This window comes from Persicimonas caeni, assembly GCF_006517175.1.
Classification (GTDB): Bacteria; Myxococcota_A; Bradymonadia; order Bradymonadales; family Bradymonadaceae; genus Persicimonas; species Persicimonas caeni.
The window spans coordinates 1,555,106-1,567,990 of record NZ_CP041186.1; the positions used below are offsets into that span (position 1 = coordinate 1,555,106).

The following is a 12,885-nucleotide window of genomic DNA, read 5'->3' on the forward strand; positions in this document are numbered from 1 at the left end:
CATTTTGATGCTAACCGGCGATGAAACGACCGAACAACGACCTCCAAGCGCTCACCACGCAGTGGCAAACGTGGGGCATCGACGACCAGCCGGTGGTCGATGAGCGAACGCAGACGATGCGTCCGTCCGTCTCCTCCGAAAGCGCGGTCGCGACCTTGCCGCGGCTCCCCTCGCTGCTGAGCCCGCCCAACACCGACACCATCCCCGAGGTCGAACTCGGCAGGCGGCTCGGCATGGGCGGCATGGGTGAGGTGCGCCTGGCGAACCAGGTGCCCGTGGGACGCGAGGTCGCCGTCAAAAGCCTGCGCAAAGACGCCTCCGAGGTCTCCGGTCGCCCCTCGATCGAGGCGACCATGGTGCTGCTCCGCGAAGGCTGGACCACCGGGATGCTCGAGCACCCCAATATCGTGCCCATCTACACCCTCGGGCGCGACGACCAGGGCTCACCCCTCATCGTCATGAAGCGCATCGAGGGAGTCTCGTGGGCCGAGCTTCTGCGCGATCCCTCCAAGGCCCCGCGCAACTTCGACTCCGACGACCCGCTCGACTGGCATATCGAGATCCTCAATCAGGTCTGCAACGCGGTCCACTTTGCCCACAGCAAGGGCATTATCCACCGCGACATCAAGCCCGAGAACGTCATGATCGGCGCCTTTGGCGAGGTCTACCTGCTCGACTGGGGCATCGCGGTGAGCTTCGGCGAGGAGACCGACGCCCGCCTGCCACACGCCTCCGAGGTGAGCGGACCTGCCGGAACGCCGCACTACATGGCCCCCGAGATGGCCGCGGGCGAGGTGGGAACACTCGGCGCAGCGACCGATGTCTATCTTCTGGGCGCTACCCTCTACGAAATCCTGACCGGCGAGCCTCCGCACCGCGGCGAGTCGCTCTACGCGATCATGATCCAGGCCTACCGCGGCGAGCCGGCCGATTTTCCGGACGACGTCCCCGACGGGCTCGCCCAGATCTGCCGACGCGCGATGGCCCGCGAGCCCGAAGACCGCTTCGCCAGCGCCGAGGCCTTTCGCGTGGCCCTGGCCGACTACTCGCGCCACCGTGAATCGATCCGCCTGACCGAGGAGGCCGAAGCCCGGCTCTCCGATCTCGTCGCTCTGTCGAACGAGGACGACGACGAGACCACCCAAGCGAGCCTCTACAAACTCTTCGGCGAGTGTCGCTTCGGCTTCGAACAAGCTTTAGAGACCGACGAGGGCAACGCCCGGGCCCGCGACGGACTACAGCGCGTCCTCGAGGTGATGGCCGAGCGCGAGATCGATCGCGGAGGCTACGCCGCCGCCGCGCTCCTGCTCGCCGACCTGCCCCACCCGCGCGCCGACCTCGAAGAGCGCCTCGAGGCCCTGCGCGACCGGCTCGACGACCGCGAGCGTGAATTCGAGGAGCTCAAGCGCGAGCAATTCGAACACAACGTCGAGGTCTCCCGACGCACCCGCAGCCTGGTGACGCTCGCGCTCGGCCTCGTCTGGGGCACACTATCGGTCTACCGATGGGTCGAGCCGTCCAAGGCCCACGACTCGGGCGACTACTCGCTCTACTTCGTCGAGCTCGGCGTCGTCGCGAGCCTGCTCGCCCTGAGCTTCTGGCTCGGGCGCAACCGGCTGCTCAAGAATATCGTCAACCGACGCATCTTGATCTGCTTCGGCCTCGGGTTTTTGGGCAGTTGGCTGCTGCGTCTCAACGGCGCCACGGCCGGATTGCCCGCCCACATCATCGGAATGCACGAGACCCTGATCTTCGGCGTGTGCGCCGGCGTGATGGCGGTCACCCTCGACCGTCGCATCTGGTGGGCCGCCGTGCCCTACGTAGCAGGCTCGTTTCTCGGGCTGCTCGTCCCCGACTACACCCAGCTCATTTGGGGGCTGACCAACTACACCTCGCTCGGCCTTTTGGCCTGGGCGTGGTGGCCGCGCACCTCTCGGACGGCGACCTCATGAACGATCCCTCGCCAAAGCCCTCGCCAACGGGCATGCGTCTCGTGCGCTTCGCCACCGTCGGATTGATCGCGGCGAGCGCGGCGTGGTTCGTCAACGAACTCGCCGTCTGGCAGCTCGAGCGTCATGCCCCCAAGCCGCCCGCCCCCGTCGTCGCGGCCGCCACCCCGAACAAGCCCGAACCGCCGGCGCCCGCACCGGCGCCCGTGGCCCCCGAGATCATCGTCGAGCACGAGCCCAGCATCGCTCCCGTGCCTGCGCCCCCGTCGGACGCCCCGGTCGCCAAATCCGCCCCCGAGCCGTCCAAGAAGACGCACGACAAGCCGAAAAAGCGTCGCGCGAAGCCGGCCCGCAAGCAGGCCGCCAGCAAGCAAATAGCCGACAAGCCGACCGTCCGCGTCTTCACCGTCGACAAGCAGAAGCTCAAAAGCCGTTTCAAAAAGCCGTCCGACACCGCCGGCCACGGCCACGTCGTGCCCAACTGGGTTGACGGCGAGCGCCGCGGTATGAAGTTCGCCGACGTCGCCGCAGGCGGCATCTTCGCGCGTCTAGGCATCCAGAACGGAGACGTGGTAATGTCGGTCAACGGCATCGAGATTACGACGCAACAAAAAGCGCTGGCCGACCTAAAAAGGTTGCGCAACGAACGCACATTTGATGTTGTCCTGCAGCGCGACGGCAAAGAGCGCCGTCACCGCTACATCCTAAAGTGAGCAACCGAGCCCGCCGTTTCGCTCTTTTGCTCGTTCACTTGTTACTCTTTTGACTGTTTGCGCCCCATGAAACACACGATTCATCACGGACTCGATAAAGACCTCGCCCGCAAAGCCACTCACAAGGCGTTCGAAAGCTACAAAGAGCGCTTCGCCAAGTACGACCCCAAGGTCGACTGGTCGACCGAAGACCGCGCCGACGTGTCGTTTTCGGCCAAGGGTGTCACCCTCGACGGGTCCATCGAGATCACCGACAGCGACGTGCTCCTCGAGCTCGACGTGCCCTTCATCCTCAAGCCGTTCAAGAAGAAGGCCGTCGGCGTCATCGAGGACGAGATCCAAAAATGGGTCAAGAAAGCCGAACGCGGCGAGCTCGACTGAGCTATTTGACCCGTGTCCCTACTCTACCGCTCGCTTCGACAGCTTCTGAGACTGGCGGTCGATCTCTATTTCGTCGAGATCGACTCGACCGGCCGTGAAAAGGTGCCCCGCAAGGGGCCGGTCATCTTCGCGGCCAACCACCCCAACTCGATCATGGACACGGTCATTTTGGGGACGCAGGTCGACCGTCAGATCCACTACATGGCGCGAAGCGGGCTCTTCAAAAACCCCGTGGTGGCGACAATCTTCGACCGCTGCGGGGTCATTCCGATCCACAAGAATCCCAAACAAGACGGCGGCAGCAACGACGCGGCCTTCGCCAGCGCCTACGAGGTGCTCGCCCAGGGCGGCTGTATCGGCATCTTCCCCGAGGGCCAAAACTCCCTCGAGCGCGAGGTCCTGCGCGTCAAAACCGGCACCGCGCGCATCGCGCTGGGCGCCGAGCGCGCCAACGACTACGACCTCGACGTCAAGATCGTGCCCGTCGGCCTGAACTTCGAGGACCGCGACCGCTTCATGTCGCAGGTGCTCGTGCGCTTCGGCGAGCCCATCGACGTCGGCGAGTTCGCCGCGACGCACCAGATCGACCCAAAGCAAGCCGTCGTCGAACTGACCGACCGCATCAGCGACGAGCTTCGCCAGATGGCCACCCACATCGAGGGCGACCGCGTGCGCCGCCTCGTCGAGCAAATCTGGAGCATTTACGGGCGCGAACTCCTCGAGAATATGCTCGAGCACCGCGCCGAGCTCGAGCGCGAGCAGCGCTGGGACTTCGACGACCTGCGCGACGGCGACATCGCCGACGACGCCCTCGTCGACGACCTCGCCAACGACGGCGGCGGCCGCGGGCTCAGAACCTGGCTGTGGGACGCAGTCCGCTCGACCGACGCCCCCCGCGAGGACCTTGAGGCGAAGCTGTGGGTCCAAAAACGCATCGCCGACGCTCTGACCTATTTCGAAGAGCACGACCCCGACGTGGTCCGCCAGTTGCGCTACCGGGTCTGGCGCTACCTCGACCACGTGCGCCAGGTGCGCCTCAAGCACGACTTCTACGAGCGCCCGCCCGAGACGCTCTCCTCGCGCAAGGAGGGCGCCAAATTCACCGCCTACGCCATCGCGTTTGCCCTGCCGGCCATCTGGGGCTTCGTGCACAACTTCGTGCCCTACCAGCTCACCAAGCTCGCGGCGGTGCGCGCCCCCGACGAGGCGATCCGCGCCATCACCGCCCTGCTCACAGGCGCGCTCCTCTTCCCGCTCTTCTACGCGCTCTACGCCGGAGCACTCTGGTGGTCGACCGACGGCCTCATCTGGCCCGTCGTCCTCTACGTGCTCACGCTCGCGCCGGCCGGCTTCTTCTTTCTTCGCTACCGCCAGCGCCTCTCCCTATACCGCGGCCGCATCCTCACCCGCACGATGTTCCGCACCGAGCAAAACCTCGTCGACACCCTCGTCGACGAACGCCGCCAACTCGTCGACGAATTCGACAAGCTGCGCGACCGCTTCCGCGAGGCCCAAGGTCTTCAACTCGACCAGCGTCTTCAACTCGACCAGCGTCTTCAACTCGAAGAGTGACGCCCTCCAAATCGAGCATCTGCTGCTTATCCTTATGGCATGCTCGACCTCATCATCATCCTCGCCTTCGTCGTCTACGCCGTCGGCTCCGGCCTCCGCGCCCGCGAAAAGGCCTCCGAGAACCTGCGCGAGTACTTCCTCGCCGGGCGCTCCATCGAGGGCTGGCGCGCGGGCTTTTCGATGGCGGCGACCCAATTCGCCGCCGACACGCCGCTCTTGGTCATGGGGCTCATCGCCACCGGCGGGGTCTTCTTGCTGTGGCGGCTCTGGATCTACGGGCTGGCCTTCTTGCTCATGGGCTTCGTGCTCGCCTCGAGCTGGCGACGCTCGCAGGTGCTCACCGACGCCGAGCTCACCGAGCTCCGCTACGCCGGGCGCGGCACCCTCTTTTTGCGCTCGGTCAAGGCCATCTACTACGGCACGGTCATCAACTGCGTGGGCATGGCGATGGTGCTCGTCGCCGCCGTGCGCATCGCCGAGGTTTTCTTGCCGTGGCACGAATGGCTCCCCAAGGCCGTCTACACGGTGCCCTATAGCGCCGTCGACTGGGTCGGCATCCCGCTCGGCGAGAGCATGACCGGGCTCGCGCCGATGGTGATGACCACCAACAGCCTGCTCTCCATCGTCATCATCGTCCTCTTCGTCGCGCTCTACTCGACCACCGGCGGCCTGCGAAGCGTCATCGCCACCGACGTCGCCCAGTTCAGCTTGGCCATCATCGGCACGGCCATCTACGCCTGGATTGTCGTCGACGAGGTGGGCGGCATCGGCGCGCTGGGCGAGCGCATCGTCGACCTGTACGGCCAGGCCAAGGCCATCGAAATGCTGGCGTTTGCCCCCACCGGCGAGGAGATGCTCACCGGCTTCCTCATCGTGGTCAGCCTGCAATGGTTCTTCCAGATGGGCAGCGACGGCACCGGCTACCTCGCCCAGCGCTCGCTGTCGTGCAAGACCGACCGCGACGCCACCATCGCCGCCGTCGTGTTCACCTGGCTGCAGATCGTCTTGCGCAGCGTCTTATGGCTCATCATCGGCGTCGGCCTGCTCGTCATCTACCCGTTCACCCAGCAGCAAGCCGGCGCCGACGACTTCGCCGCCTCCCGCGAGCTGGTCTTCGTGACCGGCATCGCCGAGCTTCTGCCGCCCGGCGTCACCGGTCTGATGCTCGTGGGCTTGCTCGCCGCCCTCGCCTCGACCATCGACACGCACCTGAACTGGGGGGCGAGCTACTGGAGCCGCGACATCTACCAGCGGCTCGTCTGCCAAGAGTGGCTCGACCGCCAGCCCGGCGACCGCGAAATGGTCCTCGTCGCCCGCCTGTCGAGCGCCGGCATTCTGGCCATCGCGTTCGTGATCATGGCCAATTTGGGCTCCATCCAAGACGCCTGGCACATCACGCTCACCTTCGGCGCGGGCATGGGCTCGGTGCTCGTGCTGCGCTGGCTGTGGGAGCGCATCAACCTCTTCTCCGAACTCGCCGCCATGCTCGTCTCGATGGTCGCCGCCCCCCTGCTCATCGCCTACACCGACGCCGAATGGATCCGCCTGGGCGGCATGGCCGTCCTGTCGACCGCCGCCGCCATCGGCATCACCTACGTCACCCCGAGCACACCCATCGAGCGACTCGCCGGGTTCTACAAGCAAGTGCGCCCGATGGGCTTCTGGCGCCGCGCCGCCGAAGCCGCCGACCTGCCCGACGCCCGCCCCGTGCGCCGACTCGGCCGCGGCCTCTTCTACACCGCCGTCTGCGCCGCGAGCGTCTTCTTGATGCTCGTCGGCCTCGGCAAACTCGTCGTCCGCCCGCCCGGCGAGCCGGTCTGGTGGGCGGTGCTGTACGTCACGGGCTCGCTGGCGCTGATCCCCGCATGGTGGCGCGGCCTCGCAGAAGACGCGCCGCCGTTCAGGCGCCCCTAATAGCTGGCGCCACTACTCTGCAGGGCCGCCGCATCCCCCTTGAACCCCCCGCTCACCTCACATACACTGCGCGAAAATCCAGAAAATGCCTGATTTCAGGATGTTGTAAGTTGAAGTACTACCATCACACGGCTCTCCTCATCGCCCTCGGCACGCTTACCCTGAGCGCCGCTCCCGCAGCCGCCCAACAGGTCCCATCGGGCGACGACGACGCCTCCACGGTCGCCGCCCCCACCGAAGCAAGCAAGGAAGAAACCGACCTCGGCGCCGCCGCCGAGACCACCGGCGAGTTCCTCTTCGGCTCCTACGGCCGCGCCCAATTCGAGCTCGACGGCGAGGGCAACGACGGCGCCGCGCAGAATATCGTGTCGCACGGCCCGCGCCTCTTCCAAGAGGACTACGCCGAGTTCGACTTCAGCTACACCCTCGAAAAGCCCGACGGGTTCACCTCGCAGGTGCTCTTCACCTTCGCGCTCTTCGGCCCCTTCGCCCACTACGACGGCGACTTCCTCGACCAGCCCATGGCCGTGCGCAACCTGTACGTACGCATGGCCAACCTGAGCCAGGCCCTCGACGGGCTGAGCCTGTGGGCCGGCTCGCGCATGTACCGCGGCGACGACATCTACCTGCTCGACTGGTGGCCCCTCGACGAGCTCAACACCGTCGGCGGCGGGCTGGCCTACCGCAAGCACGGCTTCGACGGCCGGCTGCACCTGGGCGTCAACCGCCTCGACAACGACTACCAACTCCAGGTCATCGAGGTCCCCTCGACCCCCTTCGGCACTCGCCCCAAGGTGCTCCTCGACCGCCAACGCCTGCTCGGCTCGGGCCGCTTCGAGTACGCCGCCACCGACCTGGTCGCCCGCTGGGGCGCCAAGGGCGTGCTCTACGGCGAATACCACCGCCTGCCCGAAGGCCAGCGCATCCCCCAAGAATTCATCCAAGACGGCGCCCCCACGCGCCCCGAAGCCGAAGTCCTCGAAACCCTCCCCTCCGACGACGGCTTCGTCCTGGGCGCCGAGCTCGGCCTCTTCGAGTCCGAGACGACCAACCACCTCAACCTCTTCTTCCGCTACTCCCGCGGCCTGGCCGCCTTCGGCGAATTCGGCGTCCCCTTCGGCACCGCCCTCGACGGCACCTCCGGCGACGCCGAAGAGATCCTGGGAGCCCTCTCCGGCAACTGGGAGAGCCAATACTTCGGCGTGATGGCCGGCGCCTACCTGCGCAAATTCACTGACGCCGACACCAACACGAGCGACCTCGACGAATTCGTCGAAGGCACCGCCGTGGTCCGCCCGGCCATCTACGTCACCGACCACTTCCACCAGGCCTTCGAGGTCAGCTACCAACGCCGCTACCCCTTCGGCCTCGACCCCGATACCGGCGAATTCGAAGACCCGCAGGTCTGGCAACTCAGCGTCCTCGAGCTCCTCAGCCTCGGCCGCGGCAACTACGCTCGCCCCCAGATCCGCCTGGGCTACACGGTCGCCTTCGCCAACGATGCCGCCCGCAACGAGTACCCGGTAGGCGACACCCGCCGCCCGGAGGACGTCGAGCACATCGTCAGCGTCGGCGCAGAGTGGTGGTTCAACTCGTCGACGTATTGAACTCACGCACAACAAGGCAAGGGCATCCTCTCCGCCCGCAGCGAAGCGAAGGGAGGGAGAGGACCGAGGAGAGGCGTCCCTTTCCACGCAGCAAAGCGAAGTGGAGAGGGATTCAGGGAGAGGCTGTTTCGCCGGCCTTCGCTACGCTGCGGCCGGCACTTCCCCACGCGCTAAAAAACGCGCTGGGGAAGGGGATTGCATCTCTGAACCACTCTTCTTGCCTGCAATCCCCCTCCCCGGGCCGCCTTTCAGGCCGCGGGGAGGTGGGGGCTGTAGCGCAGCGGAAGCCCCTGGAGGGGCCCTCTCAACAAGCAAGGGATCTCGACTCGAACCAGCAGCACGGCCTACGTGCATCGACCGCCCACACATGTTCGGCGGGCCGGAGCACGGTCAACCCGCATAAAGCGCCGCCGGCGGTCGCGACGACCGCGCCCCAACCTCGCTGCGCGCCACAGCCAGGCCGGGGCGCGGTGCTCTGCGCCGCCCAGCAGGTCAAAGAGCGGCTGACCCAGCAGGACCGCGACTTTCTGGCCTCGCAGGTCTTCGCCGGTCGACCGCTGGTCGAGGTCGTCGACGCCTGGCTCGACACCGCGCTGCTGATGGGTCGCCGCGTCGACGAAAGCAGCGCCACGACCTACTCGCCAGCCTGCGCGAGGCCGAAGAGACCGCGCGGCGGCGCGCGGCGGGCGAAGAACCGATTGACGAGCCCCAACCTGAGGAGCCCGTGGACGCCGACGTCACCGAACCAGTCTGATCCCGGAGCGCTCCGCTCCGAAAGTCCACCAGAGCATCGCCAGGCCGGAGATCTCCGGCCTGGCGATGCTTTTTTTCATGTTCGAGACGGACGCTTCCGCCAAAAAAGTGCACAAAAGCATTGCGACGGCGGAGGCGTCCGCCGTTTTTCTTCGTCGACAGCCTCGAAAGCCGGACGCTTCCGCCAAAAAAATGCTCTAACCGCCTCGACGGGCGGACGGTTCCGCCCCTTCGATGCTCCAGAGCACACCAAAGCCGGACGTCTCCGCCCAAAAAATGCTCCAGTTGCCTCGACGAGCGGAGGCGTCCGCCAGGAAACTGCTCCAGTTGCCTCGACGGGCAGATGACTCCGCCCGAAAAATGCTCCGGCGGGCTCCGTCGGCGGGCGCCTCCGCCGCGAGCTTGCTGCACGCCACAGCCAGGCCGGGGCGCGGTGCTCTGCGCCGCCGCGACCGCCTCCGGCGTCGCCTTGCGTGGTCGACGGGCGACCTCCAAACACGGTGTCAGACACCATGTTGTGCGTCGACGTATTGAGCGCGGTCTGCGTTGGATTCCCTTGCTTGCTGAGAAGGCCCCTTCGCCGGCCTTCGCTACGCTGCGGCCGGCACTTCCCCACGCGCTAAAAAACGCGCTGGGGAAGGGGATTGCATCTCTGAACCACTCTTCTTGCCTGCAATCCCCCTCCCCGGGCCGCCTTTCAGGCCGCGGGGAGGTGGGGGCTGTAGCGCAGCGGAAGCCCCTGGAGGGGCCCTCTCAACAAGCAAGGGATCTCGACTCGAACCAGCAGCACGGCCTACGCGCATCGACCGCCCACACATGTTCGGCGGGCCGGAGCACGGTCAACCCGCATAAAGCGCCGCCGGCGGTCGCGACGACCGCGCCCCAACCTCGCTGCGCGCCACAGCCAGGCCGGGCCACGAGGCATCATTGGCACGCGTCGTGGATCGTCCTACACTGCCCGGAAGACCCGCTCACCACCGCAGCACGCCCCGTCGAGGACTCAGCCCATGTGCAATCACTACCCCCGCCGACGATGGTCCGTGGCCGCCGGGATGCTCGGCGTCGCCCTCGCCCTGACGTCCTGCTCGAAGCAGGGCGCGGAGCAAGCCTCGCCTGCGCCTGGCGCCGCCCGCGCCGTCGCCGTCGAGGCGACCGCCGAGCGGGAGCGGGCGGAGGAGACACGTGCGCAGACGATCGCCAAGACCGCCATCATAGGCGACCGGTTCGAGGCGCGCTTCGAGCTCCCGGACGACGTCGTCGACGAGTACGTGAGCGTGACGATCGAGCTCGCGCCCAGCCCGTCGCAGATGCGCGTCGCGTTCTACCCACACCTGGTCAAGGCTCCGATGCGGGGCATGATGCTGACGACCTACAGCAATATCCCCAACGCCCTGCTCTTCGAGCGGCTGCAGACGATTTCGCCGCAGGCGTGGGCCAAAGACGTGACCGTGGCCTACTTCGGGGCCCACACGCGGGGCGCCGACGACTACGCCGCGCACCTGAAGAGCACCAAAGAGATGCTCGCCGAGGGCTACCAAAAGCTCCTCGGGTACCAGAATGGCTCGCGTGGCTTCACGAACGAGGACGGCGAGATTACGTCTTTGTCGACCGCGTTGGGACTGTTGCAGTTGGCTGCGCTCGACGAGGTGATCGACATCGACGCCGTGCCCGCGATGCGTCTGGCTGCCGACGGCCTGCTCGAGCGTCAACAGCCGCTCGGGCATTGGGAGTACGATGACGGCTGGAGCGCCAACGATCCTCCAGGCGACGTCCCGACGATTCGCTCGACCGCCTTTGCGGTCTGGGCGCTGAGCCGGGCGGGGCTCGGCGAGGAGTACGATGAGGCGATCGACCGCGGCTGCGCGGCGCTCGAAAAGATGGTCGAAGGCCCGAAAGTCGCCCCCTACGCCCGCGCCCTCGCCGCCAACGCCCTGCTCGCCCGCGGCCGTCGGGCAGCCGCCGTGACCATCCTCGACACCCTCGCCCAGGACGTGCAGACCCAGGGCGACCAACGCTACTGGAAGCAGCCGCACCCGACCTGGTCGGGCAACTCGACGAAGTACGCCTCCGTCGCCGCGACCGCCCTCGTGGTGCGCGCTTTCGCCCGCGCCGAGGTCCACGCCGACCTCATCCCCGGCACCGTCGCCTACCTCGACGAACAGTCGAGCTCGTGGGCTTTCGTGCGCACCGACGCCTCCATCTGGGCCATCGACGCCCTGCTCACCCTGTACGATGGACTGTCCTGGGCGCCGGTCACGCTCACCGTGCAGGCCGACGGCGAGCCGGTGACGGGAGCGGCGGGGCGCCGGTTGGAGAAGCTGCGGATCGACCCGAAAGCTGAGGAGGCCGTGACGCTCGAGGCGATCGTGCCGCGCGGCACGCACACCATCACCGTCGTGCCGGACGAGCCGACGAGTGTCATCGCGACCGTCACAGCTCGTTTCGAGGTCGCCGAGGCGCGAATACGTTGATGGCGCCTCAACTCTTTAACTCTCACAAACTTGGAGACAAATCATGCCCAACGAAAGGAAGTTTATTCTGGTCACCGGCGCCAACCGAGGCGTCGGCCTGGCCACCGTCGCCGCCTTGCTCGACGAGCGCGACGACACGCACGTGTTCCTAGGCTCGCGCTCCCTCGAGCGCGGCGAAGAGGCTCGCGACAAAGTTTTGGCCGACCAATCCGACGCCGACCAATCCGACGCCGACAAGCGCGTCGAGGTCGTCCAGATCGACGTCTCCGACGACGCCTCGGTGCAACAGGCCGCAGAGACCGTGGCCGAGCGCCTGGGCGACGCGCCGCTCTACGGCCTGGTCAACAACGCCGGCATCGGCGACCGCGATCGATCCATGCGTACCGTGCTCGACGTGAACACGCGCGGGCCGCACCGGGTCTGCGAGGCCTTCTTGCCGCTGTTGACCCACGACGATGCGCGCATCGTCAACGTGGCGTCGGCCTCGGGGCCGAATTTCGTGTCGGGGTGCAGCCCCGAGCGCCAGGCGCAGTTGACCGACCCCGAGATCACCTGGGACGAGATCGAAGAGATCATGGACGAGGCCATCGCTATCGACGAGGGGGACGGGGACTTCGAGGCGGCGGGCTTTGGCGGCGGCTCGGCCTACGGGCTGTCGAAGGCGTGCCTCAACGCCTACACGGTCGCGCTGGCCCGCGAGCATTCCGACCTGACGATCAACGCCTGCACGCCCGGGTTCATCGAGACGGGCATGACCCGGCCGATGGCCGAGCGTCAGGGCGTGAGCCCCGCCGAGATGGGCATGAAGCCGCCCGAAGAGGGGACCACCGCCCAGATGTTCTTGCTCTTCGGCGAGCCGGGCGGCAGCGGCTGGTACTTCGGCAGCGACGCCGAGCGCAGCCCGCTCGACCGGTATCGCTCGCCGGGTGACCCGCCCTACACCGGCGAGTGAGGCGAACGCGCCCGCACCACAATTAGAACAATTCTAATACTTTACACTTATCTACCTGGGGCTTTTGTGGCTATACTAAACAAAACAAGCACATGAAGCCCCAGGTAGTATCATGTCGTCGAAGCCCCATGACGTCCTCATCGATTGCGAAGAGGGCCGCGCATTAGGTTGCGCTACTTTCTGTTGTCGTCTGCTGGTGCGCCTCGACCCCGACGAGCGCGAAGTCGGCCCCGACGGTCGCGAGCGCCGGTTCATCGAAAAGCGCCCCGAAGATGGCCTCTGCATCTACTGCGACCCCGAAAATCACCGCTGCACGCGCTGGGAAACGCGCCCGAGGGTCTGCCGCGAGTACGACTGCAACCAGGACAAGCTGCTGCAGGTCGTGTTGCGCGACGGGTTCACCTCGCTGAGCGAGTTGGTGACGGCCGACAAGAACTTTCGCGGCTGCCCGCCGGTATGTGTGCCCCCCGTCGACGAGGAGAGCTGAGGCGGGTTTGGGCGGCCAACGGCTTGCAAATCCACGCTAAATCAGTGAAAGTCGCTTGTCTTCAAGCGGACCTTATCTTGGGCAGT

General features: G+C 66.5%; 9 protein-coding genes. All 9 read left to right on the forward strand.

Annotation, left to right across the window (positions count from 1 at the left end; all coding sequences use genetic code 11):
* The first annotated feature begins 20 nt into the window (after positions 1 to 20).
* Positions 21 to 1,952 carry a serine/threonine-protein kinase gene (locus tag FIV42_RS05740; protein WP_141196745.1) on the forward strand — a complete coding sequence of 644 codons (1,932 nt, stop codon included), beginning with the start codon at positions 21 to 23 and terminating at the stop codon, positions 1,950 to 1,952.
* The gene (locus FIV42_RS30025) at positions 1,949 to 2,662 is read left to right on the forward strand and encodes a PDZ domain-containing protein (RefSeq protein ID WP_168210443.1); all 714 of its coding nucleotides are present in this window, start codon (positions 1,949 to 1,951) and stop codon (positions 2,660 to 2,662) included. Before FIV42_RS05740 ends, FIV42_RS30025 begins: the two co-directional genes overlap by 4 nt.
* A gap of 66 nt (positions 2,663 to 2,728) precedes the next feature.
* Positions 2,729 to 3,043 carry a polyhydroxyalkanoic acid system family protein gene (locus tag FIV42_RS05750; protein ID WP_141196746.1) on the forward strand — a complete coding sequence of 105 codons (315 nt, stop codon included), beginning with the start codon at positions 2,729 to 2,731 and terminating at the stop codon, positions 3,041 to 3,043.
* Between the two features lie 12 nt (positions 3,044 to 3,055).
* On the forward strand, positions 3,056 to 4,615 hold the full coding sequence (locus tag FIV42_RS05755; RefSeq protein ID WP_141196747.1) for a lysophospholipid acyltransferase family protein: 1,560 nt from the start codon (positions 3,056 to 3,058) through the stop codon (positions 4,613 to 4,615).
* Positions 4,616 to 4,654: 39 nt separating this feature from the next.
* Complete coding sequence (locus FIV42_RS05760) at positions 4,655 to 6,529, forward strand: sodium:solute symporter family protein (RefSeq protein ID WP_141196748.1); 1,875 nt, start codon at positions 4,655 to 4,657, stop codon at positions 6,527 to 6,529.
* Between the two features lie 110 nt (positions 6,530 to 6,639).
* Positions 6,640 to 8,136, forward strand: coding sequence for a carbohydrate porin (locus tag FIV42_RS05765; RefSeq protein ID WP_168210444.1), 1,497 nt, complete (start codon positions 6,640 to 6,642; stop codon positions 8,134 to 8,136).
* A gap of 1,760 nt (positions 8,137 to 9,896) precedes the next feature.
* Positions 9,897 to 11,360, forward strand: coding sequence for a prenyltransferase/squalene oxidase repeat-containing protein (locus tag FIV42_RS05770; RefSeq protein ID WP_141196750.1), 1,464 nt, complete (start codon positions 9,897 to 9,899; stop codon positions 11,358 to 11,360).
* Between the two features lie 43 nt (positions 11,361 to 11,403).
* Entirely contained in the window at positions 11,404 to 12,312 is a 909-nt protein-coding gene (locus FIV42_RS05775; RefSeq protein WP_141196751.1) for an SDR family NAD(P)-dependent oxidoreductase, read from the forward strand.
* A gap of 112 nt (positions 12,313 to 12,424) precedes the next feature.
* A complete protein-coding gene (locus FIV42_RS05780) occupies positions 12,425 to 12,799 on the forward strand; it encodes a YkgJ family cysteine cluster protein (protein WP_141196752.1) in 375 nt (124 codons plus the stop codon).
* The last annotated feature ends 86 nt before the right edge of the window (positions 12,800 to 12,885 follow it).